At 73.9% G+C, this 23463-nt stretch carries 21 protein-coding genes and 1 pseudogene; 9 read left to right on the forward strand and 13 right to left on the reverse strand.

What is annotated here, in order from left to right:
* Positions 1 to 36: 36 nt before the first annotated feature.
* The 5 genes from E2B92_RS06725 to E2B92_RS06745 all read right to left on the reverse strand — a co-directional run bounded on the left by E2B92_RS06725 (position 37) and on the right by E2B92_RS06745 (position 3978).
* Positions 37 to 978 (reverse strand): ROK family glucokinase, encoded by a 942-nt coding sequence (locus E2B92_RS06725; RefSeq protein WP_126882989.1) that lies wholly within the window; start codon positions 976 to 978, stop codon positions 37 to 39.
* Between the two features lie 51 nt (positions 979 to 1029).
* Complete coding sequence (locus tag E2B92_RS06730) at positions 1030 to 1482, reverse strand: DUF5304 domain-containing protein (protein ID WP_126882988.1); 453 nt, start codon at positions 1480 to 1482, stop codon at positions 1030 to 1032.
* A gap of 38 nt (positions 1483 to 1520) precedes the next feature.
* Positions 1521 to 2666 (reverse strand): ArsA family ATPase, encoded by a 1146-nt coding sequence (locus E2B92_RS06735; RefSeq protein WP_133087426.1) that lies wholly within the window; start codon positions 2664 to 2666, stop codon positions 1521 to 1523.
* 28 nt (positions 2667 to 2694) lie between these two features.
* Positions 2695 to 3147, reverse strand: a complete 453-nt coding sequence (locus E2B92_RS06740; RefSeq protein WP_126882986.1) for an SRPBCC family protein — start codon at positions 3145 to 3147, stop codon at positions 2695 to 2697.
* Positions 3148 to 3210: 63 nt separating this feature from the next.
* Positions 3211 to 3978: a metallophosphoesterase family protein gene (locus tag E2B92_RS06745; protein WP_126883025.1), complete on the reverse strand. Its 768-nt coding sequence runs from the start codon at positions 3976 to 3978 to the stop codon at positions 3211 to 3213.
* Positions 3979 to 4244: 266 nt separating this feature from the next.
* Between E2B92_RS06745 and E2B92_RS06750 the strand changes: the two genes are divergently transcribed.
* Positions 4245 to 6041 carry an AMP-dependent synthetase/ligase gene (locus E2B92_RS06750; RefSeq protein WP_126882985.1) on the forward strand — a complete coding sequence of 599 codons (1797 nt, stop codon included), beginning with the start codon at positions 4245 to 4247 and terminating at the stop codon, positions 6039 to 6041.
* Here E2B92_RS06750 and E2B92_RS06755 read toward each other — a convergent pair.
* Both E2B92_RS06755 and E2B92_RS06760 read right to left on the reverse strand, forming a co-directional pair.
* On the reverse strand, positions 6029 to 7636 hold the full coding sequence (locus E2B92_RS06755) for a GMC oxidoreductase (RefSeq protein WP_126882984.1): 1608 nt from the start codon (positions 7634 to 7636) through the stop codon (positions 6029 to 6031). The genes E2B92_RS06750 and E2B92_RS06755 overlap by 13 nt on opposite strands.
* Positions 7637 to 7735: 99 nt before the next feature.
* Positions 7736 to 8878, reverse strand: a complete 1143-nt coding sequence (locus E2B92_RS06760; protein WP_126882983.1) for a glycosyltransferase family 4 protein — start codon at positions 8876 to 8878, stop codon at positions 7736 to 7738.
* An 88-nt stretch (positions 8879 to 8966) separates the two neighbouring features.
* On the opposite strand from E2B92_RS06760, the gene E2B92_RS06765 reads away from it, so the two are divergent.
* Positions 8967 to 10256, forward strand: a complete 1290-nt coding sequence (locus E2B92_RS06765) for a glycosyltransferase family 87 protein (RefSeq protein ID WP_126882982.1) — start codon at positions 8967 to 8969, stop codon at positions 10254 to 10256.
* Here E2B92_RS06765 and E2B92_RS06770 read toward each other — a convergent pair.
* The 5 genes from E2B92_RS06770 to E2B92_RS06790 all read right to left on the reverse strand — a co-directional run bounded on the left by E2B92_RS06770 (position 10213) and on the right by E2B92_RS06790 (position 15645).
* Positions 10213 to 11337: a hypothetical protein gene (locus E2B92_RS06770; protein WP_126882981.1), complete on the reverse strand. Its 1125-nt coding sequence runs from the start codon at positions 11335 to 11337 to the stop codon at positions 10213 to 10215. The two genes, E2B92_RS06765 and E2B92_RS06770, sit on opposite strands and share 44 nt — an antisense overlap.
* Before the next feature lie 28 nt (positions 11338 to 11365).
* Entirely contained in the window at positions 11366 to 12397 is a 1032-nt protein-coding gene (locus tag E2B92_RS06775) for a C40 family peptidase (RefSeq protein WP_126882980.1), read from the reverse strand.
* A gap of 241 nt (positions 12398 to 12638) precedes the next feature.
* On the reverse strand, positions 12639 to 13664 hold the full coding sequence (locus E2B92_RS06780) for a C40 family peptidase (RefSeq protein WP_126883024.1): 1026 nt from the start codon (positions 13662 to 13664) through the stop codon (positions 12639 to 12641).
* Between the two features lie 321 nt (positions 13665 to 13985).
* The gene (locus E2B92_RS06785) at positions 13986 to 15350 is read right to left on the reverse strand and encodes an NYN domain-containing protein (RefSeq protein WP_126882979.1); all 1365 of its coding nucleotides are present in this window, start codon (positions 15348 to 15350) and stop codon (positions 13986 to 13988) included.
* A gap of 52 nt (positions 15351 to 15402) precedes the next feature.
* Positions 15403 to 15645, reverse strand: coding sequence for a hypothetical protein (locus tag E2B92_RS06790; RefSeq protein ID WP_126882978.1), 243 nt, complete (start codon positions 15643 to 15645; stop codon positions 15403 to 15405).
* A gap of 152 nt (positions 15646 to 15797) precedes the next feature.
* Between E2B92_RS06790 and E2B92_RS06795 the strand changes: the two genes are divergently transcribed.
* From E2B92_RS06795 to E2B92_RS06825, 7 genes and pseudogenes are all read left to right on the forward strand, one after another.
* Positions 15798 to 16496, forward strand: coding sequence for a rhomboid family intramembrane serine protease (locus tag E2B92_RS06795; protein ID WP_126882977.1), 699 nt, complete (start codon positions 15798 to 15800; stop codon positions 16494 to 16496).
* Positions 16493 to 16774 (forward strand): Lrp/AsnC family transcriptional regulator, encoded by a 282-nt coding sequence (locus E2B92_RS06800; RefSeq protein WP_126882976.1) that lies wholly within the window; start codon positions 16493 to 16495, stop codon positions 16772 to 16774. Before E2B92_RS06795 ends, E2B92_RS06800 begins: the two co-directional genes overlap by 4 nt.
* Positions 16775 to 16978: 204 nt before the next feature.
* Positions 16979 to 17362 carry a small hydrophilic protein gene (locus tag E2B92_RS06805; protein WP_126882975.1) on the forward strand — a complete coding sequence of 128 codons (384 nt, stop codon included), beginning with the start codon at positions 16979 to 16981 and terminating at the stop codon, positions 17360 to 17362.
* Positions 17325 to 18773 (forward strand): sensor histidine kinase, encoded by a 1449-nt coding sequence (locus E2B92_RS06810; protein ID WP_126882974.1) that lies wholly within the window; start codon positions 17325 to 17327, stop codon positions 18771 to 18773. Before E2B92_RS06805 ends, E2B92_RS06810 begins: the two co-directional genes overlap by 38 nt.
* Entirely contained in the window at positions 18770 to 19444 is a 675-nt protein-coding gene (locus tag E2B92_RS06815; RefSeq protein WP_126882973.1) for a response regulator transcription factor, read from the forward strand. The genes E2B92_RS06810 and E2B92_RS06815 overlap by 4 nt, the downstream gene beginning before the upstream one ends.
* 40 nt (positions 19445 to 19484) lie before the next feature.
* Complete coding sequence (locus tag E2B92_RS06820) at positions 19485 to 20921, forward strand: SLC13 family permease (RefSeq protein ID WP_399430702.1); 1437 nt, start codon at positions 19485 to 19487, stop codon at positions 20919 to 20921.
* Positions 20918 to 22061, forward strand: a pseudogene (locus E2B92_RS06825) (glycerate kinase family protein); the annotation flags it as partial. The gene E2B92_RS06820 and the pseudogene E2B92_RS06825, both read left to right, overlap by 4 nt.
* Here the strand turns inward: E2B92_RS06825 and E2B92_RS06830 are convergent.
* Entirely contained in the window at positions 22053 to 23417 is a 1365-nt protein-coding gene (locus E2B92_RS06830) for an aminotransferase class V-fold PLP-dependent enzyme (protein WP_126882971.1), read from the reverse strand. The pseudogene E2B92_RS06825 and the gene E2B92_RS06830 overlap by 9 nt on opposite strands.
* Positions 23418 to 23463: the final 46 nt, after the last annotated feature.

Here is a 23463-nt window from a genome sequence, read left to right on the forward strand (position 1 = left end):
AGGACGCGGCGGGCACTGCCGTACGAGCGGGGTGACTCAGCCCTGGCGGGCCAGGTCGGCGGCGCCGACCAGTCCGGCCTCGCCACCGAGCCGGGCGGCGAGCACCTGGGCGTGCGGGCGGTACTGGCCGCCCACCAGCCAGCGGCGGAACGACTTGCGGATCGGCCCGAGGACCAGCTCGCCCTCGTCGGAGACCCCGCCGCCGACGATGAACGCGGAGGGGTCGAAGAGCGAGGCCAGGTCGGCCAGGCCGGCGCCGGCCCAGCGGGCCAGCTCCCGGAAGGAGTCGACGGCGACGGGGCAGCCCTGGCGGGCCGCGTCGCTGATGTGCTTGCCCTGGATGCCGTCGGGGGTGCCGTCCCCGAGGCCCAGCAGGATCGTGGCGTTCTCCGGGGTGGCGTTGGCGCGCTGCTTGGCGTACCGCACCAGGGCGCGGCCCGACGCGTACTGCTCCCAGCAGCCCTGGCTGCCGCAGCCGCACAGGAGGCCGTCCGGGACGACCCGGATGTGCCCGAACTCGGCGGCGACGCCGAAGCGGCCGCGGCGGAGCTTGTTGCCGATGATGATGCCGCCGCCCAGGCCGGTGCCGAGGGTGATGCAGATGACGTCCTCGTGGCCCTTGCCGGCGCCGAACTTGTACTCGCCCCACGCCGCGGCGTTCGCGTCGTTCTCGACGACCACGGGCAGGCCGACGCGCTGTTCGACCTTGTCCTTCAGCGGCTCGTGCCGCCAGTGGATGTTCGGCGCGAAGAGGACGGTGGCGCGCTTGTCGTCGACGTACCCGGCCGCACCGATGCCGACCGCCTCGATGTCGTGGCCCTTGCCGGCCTCGGAGACGGCGGCGCAGATGGCGTCCACGATGCCTTCGGCGGTTGGCGGGGTGGGCACCTTGTGGGTGTCGAGGATCGTGCCCTCTTCGTCGACCACTCCGGCCGCGATCTTCGTGCCGCCGATGTCGACGCCGATGGTGAGTCCCATGTGTCCCTCAGTTTTCGGTCGAGCCCCGCTACGGCCAACCGTACCCGGTGTTCAGTCCAGGTCGATGTGCTCGGTGGCGTCCGGGCCGCCGTCGTCGCCCTTGCCGCCCCTGGGCGGGTGGCTGTCCGGGCCGCGGGTCCAGCGGCGCTCCTGGCCCTCGACGGCGGAGCGGTAGGCGGCCAGCAGTTCGTTCCCGGCGGCCGCGAGGTGGTCGAAGACCTGCGGGTTGCGCTCGATCACCGGCTCGACGGCGGCCTTCGCCTGGCTGACGAACTGCTGCACGGCGCTCTGGGCGCCCGCCCCGAGCAGGGGGGCGCGCAGGGAGGCGACCTTGTCGGCGACCGCGTCGACGAGCTTGCGCAGCTCCTCGGCGGCGGTGCCGGGCGGCGGGCCCTCGGTGCCGCGGCGGCGGGCCCGCTCGGCGGCCAGGTCCTCGGCGCAGGCCTTGGCCCAGGCGTCGGCGTCCCAGGCGTCGGCGTCGGGATGCTGGGTGGCGTCGCTCATGGCGTACTCCTGCGGCGGGTGGCGTGATACTCCCGACGTTACCGCGTACGGGGCCACAAATCCGGGTCGGGTGTGAAGCGGACGTTCAGGACCCCGTCCGTGAGGCCCGCCCCGGAGACGGTGCAGCGGCGCAGGGCGGACGGCAGGGGCACCACGCGGCGGAACGGCCCGACCGTGAGCACGAGTTCGTCGCCGCGCCGCACGAGGCCCAGGTCGGGCTTGGCGGCTCCGGGCAGCGGGATGCGCCAGACCAGGACGCCGTCGGGGTCCCGCCGGTCCTCGACGGCCCAGTCGGGGGCGGTGGGGGCGTCGGCGGGGACGGCGGGCGGCTCCAGCAGGGCGAGGTCGCCGGCGGTACGGGGGTCGCGCCCGAGGTGGGGCAGCTCGTGCACGCCCTCGCCCAGCTCCTTGACGTGCGCCTGCTGCTGGGCGGCCAGGCCGGACAGCCAGGGGTCGGGGGACTCGGTGGGCAGCATCCGGTTGGCGACGACCGGGCCGGCGGCGAGGCCGCGCAGGGCCAGCCCGGCGCGGGCGGTGCGCAGGGCGCGGGCGGCTGCCGGGCCCGGCTCGGCGACCAGTCGGACCGTGGTGGCGGGGTCCTCGATCATGGCCTGGACGGCGGCGAGTTCGGTGTCCCAGCGGGCGGCGGTCTCGTAGAGCCACTCGGCGGGCATGGGGACGCCGGCGAGCTGGGCGAGCATCGGGCGCAGTGCGCGGGCGGCCTGCCGCTCGGGCGGGAGCAGGCGGCGCAGGTAGCGGCGGAGCTGCTCGGGCAGGGCGAGCACGGCCACGGCGTCCGGGAGGGGCGGCAGGTCGGCCACCACGAGGTCCCAGTCGCCCCCGGCGGCGTCCCTGAGGGCCCGCAGGAGCGCGAACCGGTCGCTGCCGGGCAGTTCGGTGAGCTCCTCGTCGTCGAACGGCGTGGCGCCGAGCAGGCCGAGGGCGGTGGCGGCGCGCTCCTGGAAGGCGAGGATCTCGGCGCGGAAGTGGGCGCCGGAGTCGACGCGGCGCACGACCGGCCGGCCGCCGTCGCCGGACGGGTCGTCGAACCAGCCGTCGGGCAGGTCCCCGTCACCGGTGAGCAGCAGGACCCGCTGTCCGCGCCCGGCGGCGCCGAGGGCGGTGGCGGCGGCGACGGTCGTTCGCCCGGCGCCGCCGGGGCCGGTGACGAGGAGGGTGCGCATGCCGCAGACGCTACGGGGCGTACCGGTGTCAGGAGGCGGCGGGGGTGCCCTCGACGCGCTTCTTCAGGCCGCTCAGGGCCCGGTCGATGATGACCTTCTCGGCCTTGCGCTTGATCATGCCCAGCATGGGGATCTTGACGTCGACCGTGAGCCGGTACGTGACCTCCGTGCGGGTGCCGCCGGCGAGCGGGGTCAGGCGGTAGGAGCCGTCCAGGGCCCGGAGCATCTGGGACTTGACCAGCGTCCAGGCGACCTCGTGGTCGCCGGTCCAGGTGTACGCCAGGGTGTGGTCGTCCTTGATCGCGCCGGCGTCCAGCAGCAGGCGGACCTTCTCGGCGCGGCCGGCGGCGTCCTTCTCCAGGACCTCCGCCTCCTTGACCTCACCCGTCCACTCCGGGTAGCGGGCGAAGTCGGCGATCACGCCCATGACGTCGGCCGGTGCCGCCTCGATCTCGATGCTCGAGCTGGTGTGTTCCGCCATCGCCGTGGCTCCTCCAGTGCGGTACCGGTTTCCTGTGGGTGAAGGCTATCGCGTGGGCGGCCGTCACCATTCCAGGGCCCATGGCCTCCCGGTGGCCGCGAAATGTCCCACGTTCACGCACTCGGTCGCCCCGACCCGCATCCGCCGCACCAGCGGCTGGTGGACGTGCCCGAACAGGGAGTACCGCGGCCTGGTGCGGTGGATCGCCGCCAGCAGGGCCGCGCTGCCGCGCTCGAAGCGCCGGGCCACCGTGTCGTACGTGAGCTCCGGGACCTCCGGCGGGATGTGCGAGCACAGCACGTCGACCTCGCCGAGGGCCTCGACCTTGGCCGCGTACTCCTCGTCGGAGATCTCGTAGGGCGTGCGCATCGGGGTGCGCAGCCCGCCGCCCACGAAGCCGAAGACGAGGCCGCCCAGCTCGATGCGCTGCCCGTCCAGGACGGTGGTGCCGGGGCGGGCGTACTCGTGCCAGAGGCCGGGGATGTCGACGTTGCCGTAGGTGGCGTACGTGGGGGTGGGGAAGGCCGCGAACATCGCGGCGTACTGGTCGCGCACCGCCGACTCGATGGCGGTCTCGCGGTCGACGTCCAGCTCCGCCCAGAGCCGGCGGCCGAACTCCCGGGCCTCGTCGAAGCGGCGGGCGGTGCGCAGCTCCACGATCCGGTGGGCGTTCTCCACGCCGAAGAGGTCGGGGAAGATGCCGCGGGCGTGGTCGTGGTAGTCGAGGAAGAGCACCAGGTCACCGAGGCATATCAGGGCGTCGGCGCCCTCACCCGCCGCTGCCAGGGCCTCGGCGTTGCCGTGCACGTCGCTGATCACGTTGACCCTCATGCCTCGCATGAGCACCCACCTTAGGCGGTCCAACCTGCGGTTACTTCCACGTCGTCGCGAGTGTGGACTACTGTGCGCGAAGCACCGCCAAAAACGTGTGACGCAGCGAACATCTGGCCGACGCCCCTATCCGGAACCGAGTACTGGTGGGTAACGTCCGGGCAGTCCAGTCGTGCTCACCCCCACCGAGCACCTGCCCGATCTTGGACCGCAACCGGTGCATCACACAGAGCCGTGGCGCCGGCGCCCGATGAGGAGCAGCAGTTTTGCGCGAGTTCAGCCTTCCGGCCCTGTACGAGGTCCCGACGGACGGCAACCTGACGGATCTGATCCGCCGCAATGCCGCTCAGCACCCAGATGTCGCCGTGATGGGCCGCAAGGTGGCCGGCGCCTGGACCGACGTCACCGCGACCCAGTTCCTGGCCGAGGTCCGCGCCGCCGCGAAGGGCCTGATCGCCCAGGGCGTGCGCCCCGGTGACCGGGTCGGCCTGATCTCGCGGACGCGCTTCGAGTGGGTGCAGCTCGACTTCGCGATCTGGAGCGCGGGCGCCGTCACGGTGCCGGTCTACGAGACCAGCTCGCCGGAGCAGGTGCAGTGGATCCTGGGCGACGCGGGCGCGGTCGCGGTGATCGTGGAGAGCGAGACGCACGCGGCGGCCGTGGAGTCCGTACGCGAGAACCTGCCGGCGCTGCGCCACGTCTGGCGCCTGGACAAGGGTGCCGTGGAGGAGCTGACCGCCCTCGGCGCCGACGTCTCGGAGGAGGCCGTCGACGAGGCCACCTCCGCCGCCAAGGCCGACGACATCGCGACCATCGTCTACACCTCGGGCACCACGGGCCGTCCCAAGGGCTGTGTGCTGACGCACCGGAACTTCTTCGCCGAGTGCGGCAACGTCGTGGAGCGGCTCAAGCCGCTGTTCCGCACCGGCGAGTGCTCGGCGCTGCTGTTCCTGCCGGCCGCGCACGTCTTCGGGCGGCTGATCGAGGTGGGTTCGGTCCTGGCGCCGATCCGCCTCGGCTGCGTACCGGACATCAAGGAACTCACCGACGAGCTGGCGGCGTTCAAGCCGACGCTGATCCTGGGTGTCCCGCGGGTCTTCGAGAAGGTCTACAACTCGGCGCGCGCCAAGGCGCAGGCGGAGGGCAAGGGCAAGATCTTCGACAAGGCGGCGCAGACGGCCATCGAGTACAGCCGTGCCACCTCCTCGGCCGAGGGTCCGTCGCTGGGTCTCAAGCTGAAGCACTTCGTCTTCGACAAGCTGGTCTACAGCAAGCTGCGCGCGGTGCTGGGCGGGCGCTGCCAGGCGGCCGTCTCGGGCGGCGCGCCGCTGGGCGAGCGGCTGGGCCACTTCTACCGGGGCATCGGGCTGACGGTCCTGGAGGGCTACGGCCTGACGGAGACGTGCGCGGCGACGGCGTTCAACCCGTACGACCGCCCCAAGATCGGCACAGTCGGGCAGCCGCTGCCGGGCTCGGTGGTCCGCATCGCCGACGACGGCGAGGTCCTGGTCCACGGCGAGCACGTCTTCTCGGGGTACTGGCAGAACGAGTCGGCGACCGCCGAGGCGCTGGCCGACGGCTGGTTCCACACCGGTGACATCGGCACGCTGGACGAGGACGGCTACCTGGCCATCACGGGGCGGAAGAAGGAGATCCTGGTCACCGCGGGCGGCAAGAACGTCGCCCCCGCGGTGATCGAGGACCGCATCCGCGGCCACGCTCTGGTCGCGGAGTGCATGGTGGTCGGCGACGGCCGCCCGTTCGTGGGCGCGCTGGTCACCATCGACGAGGAGTTCCTGGGCCGCTGGGCGGCCGAGCACGGCAAGCCGGCCGGTGCGACGGCGGCGTCGCTGCGCGAGGACCCGGACCTGCTGGCCGAGGTGCAGCGGGCCGTGGACGACGGCAACGCGGCGGTCTCCAAGGCGGAATCGGTGCGGAAATTCCGCATTCTCACCTCCCAGTTCACGGAGGAGGCCGGTCACATCACGCCGTCGCTGAAGCTGAAGCGCAATGTGGTGGCCAAGGACTTCGCGGACGAGATCGAGGCGATCTACCGCGCGTAGTCCTCGGCGAGGACACGGGCCATGGTCCGCTCGGCGAGGGCGGTGATGGTCACGAACGGATTGACGCCGATGGAGCCCGGGATGAGGGCTCCGTCGGTGACGTACACCCCGGGGGCGCCTCTGACGCGCCCGTGGTCGTCGGTCGCCCTCCCCAGCACGCAGCCGCCCAGCGGGTGGTAGGTGAAGTCGTCGGCGAAGGTCTTGTTGCCGCCGAAGAGGTCGTACCGGTAGATGGTGGCGTTCCTGGCGTTGAGGCGGTCGAACAGCCTCTTGGCGGAGGCGACGGACACGGCGCTCTGCGCCCGGCTCCAGTCCAGTCGGACCGTGTCGGTGGCGGGGTCGTAGGTGAACGTCCCGCGCTCGCGGTTGCGGGTGATCGCCAGGTACAGGCTCACCCAGTGCTCCAGGCCGGTCGGCAGCGGGGCGATCTCCGCGAAGACGGGGTTGTCCGGGTTGTCCCAGTCGTCGATGCCCATCACGGGCATGGTCGACTGGTTGGCCCCGACCGTGTCCCAGACGTGGTTGGCCCGGCCGGTCATGACGTTGCCGTTGGGCCCCCAGCCCTGGCCGACGGCGGCGTTCAGGCCGGGCAGGGCGCCGGTCTCCCGGGCGCGCAGCAGCAGTTCGGTGGTCCCGATGCTGCCGGCCGCGAGGAACAGCCGCTCGCAGCCGATCTCTCGGGTCCCGACCACCTTGCCGGTGAGGTCGACGCGGTCGGCGGTGACGACGTACGTCCCGTCCGGCTCCCTGCGTACGGCCCTGGCCCGGTGGAGGGTCTCGATGGTGACGTTGCCGGTGCCGAGGGCGGCGGCCAGGTACGTGCGGTCGAGGCTGCGCTTGCCGTGGTTGTTGCCGTAGATCACCTCGCCGGCGAGCGCGGACCGGGGGACGGTGCCCGCCGCCTCCTGGCGCATGTACGCGAAGTCGTACACGTTCGGTACGAAGGTGGTCCGCAGGCCCGCGTGCGCCGCGTGCTTGCGCGACACCCGGCTGTAGCGGTACCACTCGGTGGACTCGAACCAGGCGGGGTCGACGGTGTTGACGCCGAGCATGGCGTTGGCGCGCGGGAAGTACGTGGCGTACATCTCGCCGGCGTCCACCTGGGGCAGCACCTCGGAGAAGTACCCGCGGCGGGGCGTGACGGCCATGCCGCCGTTGACGAGGGACCCGCCGCCCACGCCGCGTCCGACGTACACCGACATGTCGGCGTACCGCACCCGGTCGAGCACTCCCGGGTAGGGGCTGATGTCCTTGTTGACGACGTCGAGCCACAGGAACGTGGCGAGCGGTGCCTCGGTGCGGCTGCGGAACCACATGGACCGGTGGTCGGGCGCCCCGGTGGAGCAGAAGACCCGCCCGTCCGGGCCGGAGCGGTTCCACAGGGCGCCCATCTCGAGGATGGTGGTACGGACGCCGGCCTCGCCGAGGCGCAGTGCCGCGACGGCGCCCCCGTAGCCGGACCCGATGACGAGGGCGGGGCTGTAGGACGCCCCCTGGAGGGCGGACGCCCGGCCGATCCGGGTGAGGCCGAGCGCGGCGGCGGTCTGGAGGGCACCGAGACCCAGGAGGTGACGGCGCGTCAGTTTTGGTGTCATGGGCGGAGCATGGGCGGAACTTGGCGCTCCGCCCATAGGGGGCGCGGGCCCAATTCGGGCGAGCGCGCCCGCCCGCGGGCGGGCGGCCGCCGAGCGCCGTCAGAGCAGCAGCTTCAGCCGTTCGGCCAGCAGGTCCCAGCGCCAGCGCTCCTCGACCCAGCTCCGGCCCCGCTCACCCATCCGGCGCCGCAGCTCCGGGTCCTGGAGCAGGGTGACGATCCGGTCGGCGGACTCCGCCGGGGCCGAGCCGCGCACCACCCAGCCGGTCTCGCCGTCCAGGACGGCGTCCGGCGCGCCGCCGGAGTCGCCCGCCACGACCGGCAGGCCCGTCGCGGAGGCCTCCAGGTACACGATGCCGAGCCCCTCGACGTCCAGGCCGCCCCGCCGCGTACGGCACGGCATGGCGAACACGTCACCGGCGCCGTAGTGGGCCGGGAGCTCCTCCCAGGGCACCGCGCCGGTGAAGCGCACGGATCGCGCCACGCCCGTCTGCGCGGCGAGGCGGCGCAGGTCACCCTCGTACGGGCCGCCCCCGACGATCAGCAGCACCGCGTCCGGCACCCGCGCCAGGATCGCGGGCATGGCCCTGATCAACGTGTCCTGGCCCTTGCGCGGCACCAGCCGGGAGACGCAGACGACCACCGGCCGGCCGGCCAGGCCCAGCCGCTCCCGCACCGCGTCCCCGCCCGAGCCGGGGTGGAAGGTCTTCTCGTCGACCCCCGGCGGGAGCTGGACCATCCGCCCCGCCGCCGCGGGCGTGAGCGCCGCCGCGATGCGCGAGCGCGTGTACTCGCCCAGGTACGTGATCGTGTCCGTGCCCTCGCCGATCCGCCGCAGCAGGTGCCGCGAGGCCGGGAGCTGCGCCCACCCGGCCTCGTGGCCGTGCGTGGTCGCCACGATCCGGCGGGCGCCGGCCCGGCGCAGCGCGGGCGCCATCAGCCCGAGCGGGGCCGCCGCGCCGAACCACACCGACTCGCAGCCGTGCTCCCGCAGCAGCCCGGCGGCCCGTGCGGTCACACGTGGCGTGGGCAACAGCATCGTCGTACGGTCGCGGACAACCTTGAACGGCTGTTCGGCGTCGAACAGGGCGGTCGCCTCGGCGCCCTCCCGGCCGCGCTTCCACGTGGAGGCGTAGACGACAATCCGTTCCGGATCGAGTCTGAGCGCCATGTTGTGCAGAAACGCCTGAATCCCGCCGGGTCTGGGCGGAAAGTCGTTGGTTACGATCAAGGTCTTGTGCATCGCATGCCGACAGTACCGAACGGCGCCGCTCCACCGCTCAGCACAGTCCCGCCCGGCCGAGCCCGGCAACGAGACCGAAGAGGTATGCATGAAGGGCCACAGCGGCACCCGGCTCCCGATCCAAGCCGTCGGCATATGGCTGGCGACCAGGGCTCTGTTGCTGCTCTGCGTCTTCAAGATCCTCGTCCTGCCGGGGCCCGACGTCACGAGCGACGTCTCGGTGATCTACCAGGGCTGGTACGACGTGCTGCGCACCGGCACCTACCCGCTCGACGACGTCACCTGGCAGTACCCCCCGGCCGCCGCGCTGGCCATCCTCTCCCCCGGCCTGCTGCCCTTCCTGGACTACGCCTCCGCCTTCTTCCTCCTCGCCCTCCTCAGCGACGCCGTGGTCTTCGGCCTGCTGCTGTACGCGGGACGGCGGCCCGGCAAGTGCCTGTCCGGCGCCTGGGTGTGGGTGGCGGGCGTGCCGCTGCTCGGCCCGACCGCCTACGCCCGCTACGACCTGATGGTCACCGCCGTCGCCGTCGCCGCGCTGCTGGCCGGGGTGCGGCACCCGCGGGTTTTCGGCGCGCTGGTGGGCTTCGGCGCGCTGCTGAAGGTCTGGCCCGCGCTGCTGCTCGCCGGCACCCGGCGCGGCCGGGTCACCCGGCGCTCGTGGACGGCGGCCGCCCTCACCGGGGCCGCGGTGCTGGCGGCCTGCGTGCTGGCGATGCCGGGTGCGCTGGCCTTCCTCACCTTCCAGCGGGACCGGGGCACGGAGGTGGAGTCGCTGGGCTCCCTCGTCTTCCACGTGGCGCGGAACTTCGGCTGGGAGGGGCAGGTGCTGCTGAACTACGGCTCGGTCGAGTTCCTCGGCCCGTACGTGCCCCTCGTCTCCAAGGCCGCCCTCGCGCTGACGGTGGCGGCGTTCGGCTGGCTGCTGGTGTGGCGGGTGCGGGCGCGGGCGTTCGGTACGACGACGCTGGCGGACGCGGCGTTCGCGGCCGTGCTGCTGTTCACCACCACGAGCCGGGTGATCAGCCCGCAGTACATGATCTGGCTGGTGGGGCTGGCGGCCGTGTGCCTGGTCTTCCGGGGCAGCGGCATGCGCCGGCCGGCCCGGATGGTGCTGGTCGCGACGGGCGTGACGATGCTGGAGTTCCCGATCTGGTTCACCCACGTCGTGCACAGCGACCTGTGGGGCCTGGTGCTGCTCGGCGTGCGCAACGGGCTCCTCGTCGCCGCCACGATCGCCGCCTGCCGGGAGCTGTGGCGGCAGACGGTGACCGAGCCGCGCCTGCGGGAGCACGCGGCGGTACCGGCGCAGCCCTCCGAACCGCACCGCGCGGACGTCACCCCAGCCGGTCCCGCAGGTAGTCCCGCCACCGCGCGGTGAAGGCCTCGGGCGTGACCCCGAGCACCTCGCGCAGGGCCCGCTCCCACCCGCGCGCCCCCGCCGCCCGGTAGAAGGCCCGCAGCTCCGCCTCGCCCCACCGCTCGGCGATCAGCTCGCAGGCCAGCCAGCCGCCCGCGTAGGCGCGCGCCAGGGCGGCCGCGTCGGAGGCGAAGGAGAAGTCCCCGTCCGTCGGCAGGGCGGCCGGGGTGCGCCCGGCACGGACCGCGTCCCTCAGCTCGGGCGCCGCCCGGGCGGGCGTGCGGGAGGTGCCGCGGTAGGCCACCCAGTCCGCGAAGCCCTCGGAGAGCCACAGCCCCGTGGCCGCCGAGGTGTGCGCCCGGGTCGCCACGTGCGCCGTCTCATGGGTGAGCACGAAGCCCTTCCCGAACGTGCCGAGCCCCGCGTACGCCTCCGGGTTGACGATCACGCGGTCCGCCGGGGCGTCCGGCCCGCCGCCCACCCGGCCCGTGGTGACCGCCGCGATGCCCTTGTACCCCGCCGCCGGCTCCCCCATCAGGGCACCCATCCGCTCCAGCGAGCCCGGCACCAGCACCACCACGCGCCGCGCCCACAGCCCGTCCGGCCAGGCGTCCGACACGGCGGGGACCGCCCGGTCGGCGGCCGCCGCGACGGCCCTCAGCCGCGCGATGTCCTGCCCGGCGCCCAGGACCAGGCTGCTTCTGCCCCGCACCACCTCGACGGCGCCCTGCTCCCAGAGCTGCGGGGCCGCGCCCCCGGCCGGGCGGTCGGACGTCACGTGCCAGCGTCCGTCCCGCCGCTCCAGCCCGAGCGCCCGCTCGCCGGTGACCGGCCCGCTGTCGTACCCGGCGAAGCGGTAGCTCAGCTCGGCCCGGGCGGCCGCGCGGTCGTCGCCGTGCCGCCGGACCTCCGTGACGCGGTACGACCACTCCGCGAGCGGCACACCGGCCAGCTCCGCCTCGCGCACCACCGCGGCCCGCCGGTCGGCCGCCGACTGGAACGCGGCCGTGTCCGGCACCGGCGACGGCCCCGGAGCCGTACACCCGCCGACGAGCAGGAGCAGGCCGAGCACCGCCCCCGCCGCACGTCTGACAGCCCGCATCCTCCCGATCCTACGGCCGCCGCGGGCGTCAGACCCGGGTGACGGCCGAGACCGGCATCATGCCCACCGGGTCGTAGCGGACCGGCGCGCCCGGGTACGGGGCGTGCACCACCTGCCCGTTGCCCACGTACATCCCGACGTGGCTGGCGTCGTCCCGGTAGGTCACCAGGTCCCCGGGGCGCGCCTCGGACAGCGGCACGTGCCGTCCGGCGTTGCGCTGGGCCTGCGAGGTGCGCGGCAGGCCGACGCCCGCCTGGGCGTAGGACCACTGCATCAGGCCGGAGCAGTCGAAGCCCGAGGGGCCGTTGGCCCCCCACACGTACGGCTTGCCGACGGCCGAGCGGACCGCGGCGACGGCGGCCGCCGCCCGGCCGGAGGCGGCCTCGCCGCCCGGCCCCGGCAGGTCGTCGCGGCCGGAGCGGGAGGCCCGCTCCAGGGCGTCGCGCTCCTCGGAGGGGAGGGAGTTCAGCAGTGCCCGCGCCTCGGCGAGCTTGCGCTCCACGGTGCGCTTGTGGAGCGCCACGGCGGCCCGGCCGCGCTCGAGTTCGGCGAGCATCCGGGTGGCCTCGGCCCGCTGCTGCGCCATGCCCCGCTGGGCGCGCCGGAGTTCGGCGAGGGCGCTCGCCTGCCGGTCGCTGATCCGGTCGAGGGCGGCGGCCCGGTCGAGGTAGCCGTCCGGGTCCTGCGAGAGCAGCAGCGCCAGCGCGGGGTCCATGCCGCCCGACCGGTACTGGGCGCCGGCCACGAGGCCCAGCGCGCCGCGCATCCGGTTGATGCGCTCCTGGCCGCGCGCCACGCCGTCCTGGACCCGGTCCACCCGCTCGCGCAGCGCGTCCGTGCGCTCGTCCGCCTCGTTGAACGCCTCGGTGGCCTTCTCGGCCTCCTCGTAGAGCCGGTCGACCTTGGCGCGGGTGCCCTCGACCGTGGTGCCGGGGTCGGCGGTCGCGGGTGCGGCGCCGAGCGCGGCGGCGGTGGCCGCCGCCGCCGAGAGGACGGTGACCTTCGCGCTCCGGGAGAACCCGGGGGACGAGGATGACGAGGACCGGCGATGGGACGCCACGTACCGCGCTCCCTTCCGCTGACGTCAGGGCCGTGCAGGCGTGCGGCCGTGCAGGCTGTGCGGGCTGTTGCGCGCCAGACAGTAGCCGGGCGGCCCCACCCCGGCCAGCGACCGTACGGGCGTCGAACAGCGGCGCCCCGCCCGAGACCACAAGGTCACCGGCGGGGCGGAGCGTCAGCTTGGAGGGCGGTAAACCACCCGATCGGGCGCGCGGTTCGGGCGCGTCAGACCTGCGCGTGCGTCAGATGCGCACACCGAACTGGAAGTCGCCGAGCCATTCCATCGACTCGTAGCGGACGAAGGCACCGGGCTTCGGCGCGTGCAGCACCTGGCCGTTGCCCGCGTACAGGCCCACGTGCGCGAGGTTGTTGAAGAACACCAGGTCGCCGGGCTTGAGCTGGCTGCGGCCGATCTTCACACCGTCGTTGTGCTGCGTGAAGGTGGTGCGGGAGATGCCCACGCCGGCCTGGCGGTACGCCCACTGGGTCAGGCCCGAGCAGTCGTAGGCGTTGGGGCCCTCGGCGCCGGAGATGTACGGCTTGCCGACCTGGGTGTCGGCGGCGGCGAGGGCGGCGGCGCCGCGCTGGGAGGCGGGGACCTCGTTGCCGAGGTCGACGCGGTCGCCGGCCTCGCGGCTGGCGCGCTGCTCCTCCTCCTGCATCTTGGCCCGCTCTTCGGCGGTCAGGGTGTTGAGCAGCTTCTGCGCCTCGGCGAGTTTGGCCTGGTAGGCCTTCTTCTTCTCGGCGAGGGTCTTGCGCACGTCCTCGAGGCCGGCCAGCTTCGTGGTGGCCTCGGCGCGCTGCTGCGCCAGGGCACGCTGCTTGGCCTGGATGGTCTCCAGGGCCTCGGCCTGCTTGGCGCTGATGGCGTCGACGGCGGACGCCTTGTCGAGGTAGCTGTCCGGGTCGGAGGAGAGCAGGAGCTGGAGGGAGGGGTCCATGCCGCCGGAGCGGTACTGGGCGGTGGCCACCGAACCGAGGCCGTCGCGCAGCTCGTTCAGCTCCTGCTGGCCGCGCGCCACCTTGTCCTGGAGGGCGTCGACCTCCTTCTGGAGCTTGCCGCGCTGCTCGTCGGCGAGGTTGTACTGCTCGGTGGCGGCCTCGGCCTCGTGGTGGAGCTTGTCGACCTTGGCCTTGACCTCGCTCTTGCTCGGCTTGGGGTCTGCCTGAGCGGCCTGGGAGGACAGGGCGACGGCAGCGGCGGCGGTCGCGGTGAGCACGGTCACGCGGGCGCGGCTCGGCTGCTTGGGACGACGGTGGGACGCCACGGAGGCGAGCTCCTTCTTCCTCATGCTGCCGCCTGCCGGGCAGGGGTCGGGGCCCCGGCTCCGTACGTGGTGCCCGGCTTCCCCCGCGAAACAGGCCGGACCGCACGGATGTAGGCGGTTCCTCCGCTGTCACTCCCGATGAGTGATCACCTGCGCGGAGGTTCGAGGCCAGACCCTAGTGACCATCTTGTGATCAGTTCAAATCCTCATGCGAAAAATCTCGCCCAGGGGCCACATTCTTTACACACAGGCCACGGACGGTCATGGGTACTTGACGGTCCGTTCCCCGAAATCGGGCATTAGGCCCAGGAGTTACGAGTGTTACGAGACGCGCGAAAGCCGCTTCAGCAGCAAGGCGGACGCGACCGGCCGCGCACCGGACTTGGCGACGCCGTCGGCGACTTCCCGGTCGGTGGAGACCACGACGACGGGCCGGCCCGGCGGCTCCGCACGGACGAGCTGGCGGATCAGCTCGTCGGCCGTCACGCCCGGCTTGGAGAACAGCACCCGCACGCCGCGCGGCGGTGCGAGCAGCACGGGGGCGGCCAGTTCGGCGCCGTCGAAGACGCAGGTGACCTCGGCGCCGCTGCGGGCGGCGAGCGCCGACAGGCCGCCGAGCAGCCGCAGCCGCTGCTTCTCCAGCGGCATGGTCGGATAGCCGGTCTTGGTGACGTTGTATCCATCCACCACGAGGTGGGCCTGGGGCAGCGCCAGCAACTGGTCCAGCAGCGCCGGGTCGGTCTCCGACAGGGCGCGGGCCGCGATGTCCTTGGGCGACATCCGGCCCGGCTCCACGGCGTCCACGGTGTCGGCCGGGTGGACCGAGACGGGCGGCAGGGCCAGCTCACGGCGCAGCCCCTGGGCGGACTCCAGCACGGTGTCCAGCAGCAGCCGCAGCCGCATGTCCTCCACGGAGCGGCCCTCACGAGCGGCCCGCCGGCTGGCCTCCAGCGCGGCCTCCGCCTCGCCGAGGCGGGCCTTGAGGCGGCGGGTCTCGCTCTCGGCGGCGGAGACCTGGGCGGCCGCCTCGGCACGGATGCCGTCGATGTCCGCCTGGCTGCGGCGCAGGGCCGCCTCGCCGCGCTTCACGTCGTTCTGGGCGCTGCGCAGCTTGCGCTGAAGCGATTCGGCTTCCTTGCGCGCCGCGTCCAGCTCGGTGCGCAGCCGCTCGGTCTCGGCCCTGGTGTGGGCGCGGGCCTCGGCCAGCTCGGTGCGCAGCCGCTCCAGCTCCCGCCGGCCGGCCTCGTCGGCGCGTTCGGCGTCGGCGCGCTGGGCCTCCTCGCCGGCGGCGGCGACCAGCTTGACCCAGCCGGCGGGGCGCAGCACATAGGCCGCCGCGGCCACGTCCACCGGGTCGGCGGCCGCCGGGGGCGAGCCGGCGTCGACCGCGCCGGCCAGCTCCGGCTGCCCCTCCTTGAGGCGCTCGCCGATCCGCTGCCGGAACAGCGGGTCGGCCTCCAGCGCGGCCGCCATCGCGTTGCCCGCGAACTTGGCCCGCCGGGACGGGGTGAAGCGGGCGTACTGGCGCAACTGGGCGGGCAGCTCCGCGACCGTCAGGCCGCCGAAGGCGTCCGAGACCAGGGCGACGACCCGGCGCCGCACCCCCTCGGGCAGCGGGCGGTCGAGCGCCTCGGCGGCGCCACCGGCCGCACCGGCCGGCTCAGCGCCACTGGCGGGCTGCTCCACGATTCGTCACCCCACTACCCGTCCGTCTTGGCCCCGGGGCCGCTCCCGGTCCTCAGGAAGCGGCGCCCGGCCTGTCCACCAGCTCGATCTGGTCCACCGCGTTGCACCAGCGGCAGCGGACCGACTCGATGGTCTCACTGACCACCTCGCGCTCCTCCACCGTGGGCTCGCCCGCGAGGTCCAGATGGACGTACTCCACGACCTTCGACGACCGCGTGACGTCGAATCGCGTCAGATTGCCGCAGAGCGTGCAGCGCCAGCGGGTCGTCGCGGTCGGCAGGGGAACCGTCGTCATCGTTCCGTCCTCTTCCATCGTGCCGGGTGCGTCAGCCGCGGTGCGCCGTCGAACTGCGGGCCTACTGCCCGTAACCCTACGGCCTCGCGGGTACCCCTGTGGCGCGGCGAGGCACCCTGTCCGGCTCCCTCCGTTTACGTCATGATCTGTCCATGATCGCTTGGCGCGGACCGACCGTGACGTACGCCGTGATCGGCGCCTGCTTCCTGATCTTCCTGATCAGCCCGGTGTCCGGACTGAACCCCTCCTACGGCCGGGGCGACGCGCTGCTGGCCGCCCAGAGCGCGTACTTCCACCGCTGGGGCATCGTCCCGGCCGAGCTGCTCGGCGGCACCCCCCGGGCGCTGCTCACCCCGCTGACCGCGCTGTTCGTCAGCGGCAGTTGGCTGCACCTGCTGGGCAACATGCTGTTCCTGTACGTGTTCGGCGCCATGGCCGAGGAGCGGATGGGCCACCTGGAGTTCGCCCTCTTCTACGTGGGCTCCGGCTGCCTCGCCCTCTTCGCGTACGCGGTGGCGCACGCGCACTCGGACCAGACCCTGGTGGGGGCGTCGGGGGCGATCTCGGGGGTGCTCGGCGCCTTCCTCTACCTCTTCCCGAGGGCGCGGGTCACCAGCCTGTTCCCGTTCCTCTTCTTCCTGCCGCTGCGCTTCCCCGCCTGGATCGTGCTGATCTTCTGGTTCGTCCTCCAGTGGCTCGCCGCCCGGGGCGCCGACAGCGGCCCGGGCGTGGCGTACCTGGCGCACGTGGTGGGCTTCTGCCTGGGCTTCCTCTACGCGTGGGGGCGGTATCGCGGTGGGGCTAGAGTGAAGACCCACCCAGCGGCCACCGAGGGAGAAGGACAGCCGTGATCACCGCGATCGTGCTCATCAAGACCAGCGTGGACCGCATCCCCGAGATCGCCGAGTCGATCGCCTCGCTGGAGAACGTCAGCGAGGTCTTCTCCGTCACGGGCACCTACGACCTGATCGCCATGGTCCGCGTGGCCAGGCACGACGACCTGGCGGACGTCATCCCCGGCCGGATCAGCAAGATCCCGGGCGTCGAGGCGACCGACACGCACGTGGCGTTCCGCACGTACTCGCAGCACGACCTGGAGGCCGCGTTCGCGATCGGCCTCGACGCGTAACGCCTCCGGACAGGGGCCACGCGCCCGTGGTGCGCGGCCGGGTCGCCATCACCCGGACGGATGACGCCCCGGGGGCCGCCGGGGGTGCACCGCCGCCGGAGCGTGCCGTGGGGGGCGGGGCGGGCGGCAAACCCGTGCGGTTCATGAAGGAGCCTTCATCCGGCGCTCATTTCCGTGCTCCCCGGCCGCACCCAGGATGGGGGGATGGCCTTCACCCATCGCATGGTGACGCTCGCCGCGGTCGTCGCCATCCCGCTCGGCATCGCCGCGACGAGTTACCTGCTGACCGACACCCCCGAGGCGCCCAGGGTGCCGCCCGAGGTGGAGCTGGGGGCCTCGCCCCGGCCCGGCGTCAGCACGGCACCGGGCCGGACGCCGGTACCGAGCCGGACACCGGCGCCGGGTCCCGGGCCGAGGAGCACGCCCACCACCGTGCCCGTACCGAGCACCAGCCGGCCTCCCGCGCCGAAGGGCACGCCGCCCGCACCCCGCACCCTGCCCACCGACACCGTGGTCCCGGGCCCGCCGGCCACCGCGGGGGACGACGACGATGACGACTCCGGAGACGACCTCGGTGACGAGGGCTGACCGCCGCGTCTCCGCCCGCGTACGCATCCTGCTGTGGCTGCTGCTGGTGATGGCCGTGGCGCTGGTCGCGGTCGCGATGACGACCCGCTCCATCCTGCTGCGCGACGTCGACCACCGGATCAGCCAGCTTCTCACCCAGGAGACCCGCGAGTTCGCCAACTTCGTGGACCAGGGCGTGGACCCCGACACCGGCGCCGAGTTCACCGCACCGCGCCGCCTGCTGGAGGTGTTCCTCCAGCGCCAGTACTCCGACCCCGACGAGGAACTGCTCGGCCTGACCCGGGGGCCGGGCGGCACCCCCGCCGTGCTGCGCCAGCCCCGGGACACCACCGGCGCCGCCCTGCACCGCGACCGGGGCGCGCTCGCCCGGATCTTCGCCTCCCCCGCCCGCTCCGGCACCCTGCACCGCCCCCAGGGCGAGGTCCGGTGGGCGAAGGTGCCCATCCAGCCGGCGGGGCGCGCCGCGCCCGGCGCCTTCGTCGTCGCCTTCCACGCCGGCCACGAACAGGCCATCGCCGCCGAGGCGTTCCGCACCCAGCTCGCCATCTCGGGGGTGGCGCTGCTGATGACGACCGGCATCGGCTGGGCCGTCGCGGGCCGCATCCTCGCCCCCGTACGCCTGGTCCGCCGGGCCGCCGCACAGCTCACCGAGCAGGACCTGACCCGCCGCATCCCGGTCCAGGGCCGCGACGACATCGCGCTGCTCGCCGAGACGTTCAACGCCATGCTGGACCGGCTGGAGCGGGCGTTCGCCACGCAGCGCCGGTTCGTCGACGACGCCGGGCACGAGCTGCGCACGCCCATCACGATCGTGCGCGGCCACCTGGAGCTGATGGGCGACGACCCGGCCGAGCAGGCGGAGACGATCCGGCTGGTCACCGACGAGCTGGACCGGATGAGCCGGATCGTGGAGGACCTGCTCCTCCTCGCCAAGGCCGAGCGCCCCGACTTCGTCACGCCGGAGCCCGTCCAGCTCGGCGAGCTGACCGCCGACGTGTTCGTGAAGGCGCGGGCGCTGGGCGAGCGCGAATGGGTGCTGGACTCCGTCGCCGACCGGGAGGCCGAGCTGGACCCGCAGCGCATCACCCAGGCGATGGTGCAGCTCGCGCAGAACGCCGTCCAGCACACCGTCCCGGGCCAGCGGATAGGGATCGGCTCGCGCGAGAGCGACGGGCGGATCGAGCTGTACGTCGCCGACACCGGGTCCGGGGTGCGCGCCGAGGACGCCGCCGTGATCTTCGAGCGGTTCCGGCGGGGCGCGGCCCGGCGCGGCACCCGCGCGGGCGGCGGCGCCGGACTCGGGCTGTCCATCGTGAAGGCCATCGCCGAGGGGCACCGCGGCCGGGTGGAGCTGCGCCGCACCGAGGGCGGCGGGGCCACCTTCGTACTCGTACTGGAGGAGGACGAGTGAACCGGATCCTGATCGCCGAGGACGAGGAGCGGATCGCCTCGTTCGTCGAGAAGGGGCTGCGCGCCAACGCCTTCACCACCACGGTCGCGGCCGACGGGGACACCGCCCTGGACTACGCCGTCACCGGCGGGTTCGACCTGATGGTGCTGGACATCGGGCTGCCCGGCCGGGACGGCTTCACCGTGCTGCGGGAGCTGCGCGAGGCCCGGGTGACGCTCCCGGTCATCGTGCTGACCGCACGGGACTCGGTACGGGACACGGTGGCCGGCCTGGAGGGCGGTGCCGACGACTGGATGACCAAGCCGTTCCGGTTCGAGGAACTGCTGGCGCGGGTACGGCTGCGGCTGCGCACCGCCGCCCGGGCGCCCGAGGTGACGGTGCTGCGCAGCGGCGACCTCGGCCTGGACCTGCGCACCCGCAGGGCCCGTGCCGGGGAGCGGACCGTCGACCTGACGGCCCGTGAGTTCGTGCTGCTGGAGCTGTTCCTGCGCCATCCCGGCCAGGTGCTGTCCCGGGAGCAGATCCTGTCCCACGTCTGGGGGTACGACTTCGATCCGGGCTCGAACATCGTGGACGTCTATGTGCGCAACCTGCGGAAGAAACTGGGCGCGCGGCGACTCGAGACGGTCCGCGGCATGGGGTACCGGCTGCCGTTGATGAACCTTCCTTAACAAAGCGCTCATTGAGGGCTCACGGCACGTACCCAGACTGATCACCGTGACCCCCTCCCTCGGCCGGGCGGCCTGGCTGGGCGGCGCGCTCGGGGTGTGCGCGCTGCTGGCGCTGCCGAACCGGTTCCCCGGACTCGGCGTCGAGGCGCGCCTGACACTGGCCGTCTTCGTGCTCGCCACCGTCGCCTGGATCGCCACGCCGGTCGACGACACGTTCGTCGCGCTGGGCGCGGGCCTGGCGCTCACCGCGACCGGGGTGATCAGCAGCGAGACCCTGTTCGCCACCCTGGGCGACGAGACGATCTGGCTGCTGATCTGCGCGTTCGTGCTGGCCGCCGCGGTGACCCGGACCGGGCTCGCGGGGCGGGCGGCGGCGTTCCTGGTCAGCGGCGCCCGCACGGTGCGCCAACTGGTCCACCTGACGACCGCCGCGCTGGTCGTGACGTCCTTCGCCGTGCCGGCGACCTCGGGGCGGGCCGCGCTGGCACTGCCGGTGTTCCTGGCGCTGGCCGAGGTGCTGGCGGAGCGCAGGCGGCTGGTGGTGATGCTGGCGCTGCTGTTCCCGACGGTGGTGCTGCTGTCGGCCGTCGCCACACTGATCGGTGCGGGGGCGCACCTGATCACCGTCCATGTGCTGTGGGAGCACACCGGGCAGAGGCTGGGGTTCGTCCAGTGGCTGCTGCTGGGGCTGCCGCTGGCAATCGTCTCCTCCCACCTGGCCGCCGAGGCCGTCCTTGTGACCACCACCTCGCGGGACGACCGGCGCGGCCCGGTCCGCATCACCCACGCCGACCTGGAGGCGCACTCCCCCACGCCCGTCACCGGGCCGCTGTCCACGGCCGAGGCGCGCTGCGCCCTGCTGCTGGCCACGGTCGTGGTGCTCTGGTGCAGTGAGCCGCTCCACCGGGTCCCGCCGGCGGTGGTCGCACTGATCGGCGCGGTGGTGGCCGCGTCCCCGGCGCTGGGCACGGTACGGCTCAAGGACGCCCTGCGGACCGTGCCGTGGCCGCTGCTGCTGTTCATGGCGGCGACGATGGCGATGGGCGTGGCGCTCGCCGACTCCGGCGCGGCGGCCTGGCTGGTGTCCGGGCTCCCGCTGCGCGCGGCGCCCTGGCTGTTCCTCACCGTCGTGGTGGTCGTCAGCACGGCGGCGCACCTGGTGCTCCAGTCCCGCTCGGCCCGCTCGTCGGTGCTCGTCCCGCTGGTGGTCGTGGCCGCGGCCGCGGCCGGGGTCAACCCGGTGGCCGCCGCGCTCGCCTCGACCGCGGCGGCCGGGTTCTGTCACACGCTGCCCGCGTCGGCGAAACCGGTGGCGCTCTTCTCCGACCTCCCCGACGGGGTGCCCACCTTCACGCCGCGCGACCTGCTGCGGCTGTCGGCGGTGCTCGCCCCGCTCACGGCGGGCCTGGTCCTGCTGTTCGCCCTGACCGTCTGGCCGTCGCTCGGCGTGCCCGTCCTCCTGGAGACCCAGCCGTGAACCTTTCCATCGCCATCGCGCCCAGCGGCTTCAAGGAGTCCCTGTCCGCCCGCCAGGCCGCCGAGGCCATCGCCGAGGGGGTCCTGCGGGTCCTGCCGGACGCCGACCTGGACCTGGTCCCGCTGGTCGACGGCGGTGAGGGCACGGCGGAGGCGCTGGCCGCCGCGACGGGCGGGCGGCTCGTCCCGTACCCGGCGACCGGCCCCCTGGGCCACCCGGTGGAGAGCCACTTCGCGCTCCTCGGGGACGGTTCGGCCGTCGTGGAGATGGCCGCCGCCGCCGGTCTGGCCCTGGTGCCGCCGGGCCTCCGGGACCCCGGTGCCACCACGACGTACGGGGTCGGCGAGCTGATCCGGGCCGCCCTCGACGCGGGCGCCCGCCGCGTCCTGGTCGGCTGCGGCGACTCGGGCACCTCGGACGGCGGCGCGGGCGCCCTCCAGGCGCTGGGCGTAAGGCTGCTGGACGCCTCCGGCACCGAACTGCCGTACGGCGGGGCCGTCCTGGGACGGCTGGCGGCCGTCGACCCCGGCGGGCTCGACCCGCGGCTGGCCCACTGCGAACTGCTGGTGGCGTGCAACCCGTTCAACGTGCTGTGCGGCGAGCGGGGCGTGGCGCGGGTGTTCGGGCCCCAGAAGGGCGCCACCCCGGCACAGTGCGAGGAGCTGTCGGCGGCCCTGGAGCACTGGGCCGCCGCACTGACGGGGACGTTCGCGCCGGAGGTGGACCTGCGGTCGGCGCCCGGCACCGGGGCGTCGGGCGGGCTGGGCGCCGGGCTCGCGGCGGTGGGCGCCCGGCTGCTCCCGCGCTTCGAGGTGCTCCTCGACGGGCTGGACCTCGCCGCCCGGTTCGGCGACGCCGACCTGGTGATCACCGGCGAGGGTGCCCTGGACGCCCAGACCGTGCGCGGCAAGGTGCCGGGCGAGGTGGCGCGCCGGGCACGGGAGGCGGGTGTCCCGGTGCTCGCGCTCGCCGGGACGCTCGGCGACGGGGCGGAGGCGGCGGGGCTGGACGCCTACGAGTCGATCGCGCCCGGGCCCCTGTCACTGCCGGACGCCCTGGAGGGCGCGGCCGGGCTGCTCGCCGACGCCGCCGAGCGGGCCCTGCGCACCATCCTGGTGGGCACCCGGCTCGTCAGCCGCGGTCGGGCACACAGCGCCCGTCCTCCGTACGGTAGTTCCACCGCGCCCCGTCCCGGACGAGCTCCTTCACGGCCCGAACGAACCGCTCGACGTGCTCGTCCGGCGTCCCCGCCCCGAAGCTGACGCGGATCGCGTTCAGCGACTTCTCCCCGGGCGCCGCCTCCGGCGCGCCGCACTCGCCGACGTCCTCGCGCTCGCCGCCGAGCAGGGTCCGCACCAGGGGGTGGGCGCAGAACAGCCCGTCACGGACGCCGATCCCGTACTCGGCCGACAGCGCCGCCGCGAAGTGCGAGCTGTTCCAGCCCTCCACCACGAACGAGATGACACCGACCCGGGGAGCGTCGTCGCCGAACAGCGACAGCACCTTCACCTCGGGCACCTCGGCGAGCCCTTCCCGGACCTTGCCGATCAGGTACCGCTCGCGGGCCACCAGGGCGTCGAACCCGGCCTCGGTGAGGGCCTTGCAGGCGGAGGCGATGGCGTACACGCCGATGACGTTGGGCGAGCCGGCCTCGTGGCGGGCGGCGGTGGTGTGCCACTCCACGTCCACGCCGCCGTCGGCGCGCCGCGCCACCTTCCGGGACGCGCCGCCGCCGGCCAGGTACGGCTCGGCCTCCCGCAGCCAGTCGGCGCGCCCGGCGAGGACGCCCGAGCCGAAGGGGGCGTACAGCTTGTGCCCGGAGAACGCCACCCAGTCGACGTCCAGGTCCTTCACCGAGACCGGGTGGTGCGGCGCGAGCTGCGCGGCGTCCAGGACGATGCGGGCGCCGTGGGCGTGGGCGGCGGCGGCCAGTTCCCGTACGGGCCACAGCTCTCCGGTCACGTTGGACGCGCCGGTGACGCACACCAGGGCGGGGCCGTAGGGGTCGCGGTCGGCGAGCGCCCGCTCCAGCGTCTCGACCGCCTGCCCTGGCGTGCGCGGGGCGTTGAGGTACGTGACCCGCGCGTCCCTCCAGGGCAGCAGCGAGGCGTGGTGCTCGGTCTCGAAGACGAAGACCTGGCAGTCGGCGGGCAGGGCGGCGGCCAGCAGGTTGAGCGAGTCGGTCGTCGACCGGGTGAAGACGACCTGGTCGCCCTCGCGGCAGTCCAGGAACTCCGCCACGGCGGCGCGGCTGTTCTCGAACAGGTCGGTCGAGAGCTGCGACAGGTACCCGGCCCCCCGGTGCACGCTGCCGTAGTACGGCGCGTAGGCGGCCACGTCGTCCCACACCCGCTGGAGGGCCGGCGCGCTGGCCGCGTAGTCGAGGGCGGCGTACGTGACCTCGCCGCCGGTGACCAGCGGCACGGTGACATCCCCACCCAGGACGGGCAGCGGCGAACAAATGGACTGGTCGGCGGCGACGGCGGTGACAGACATGGGTATCTCCCGGGCAGGCAGAGGGGAATCGCTTCATGACCCGTGC

The sequence above is a fragment of the Streptomyces sp. WAC05374 genome (assembly GCF_004353505.1).
Taxonomy (GTDB): Bacteria; Actinomycetota; Actinomycetes; order Streptomycetales; family Streptomycetaceae; genus Streptomyces.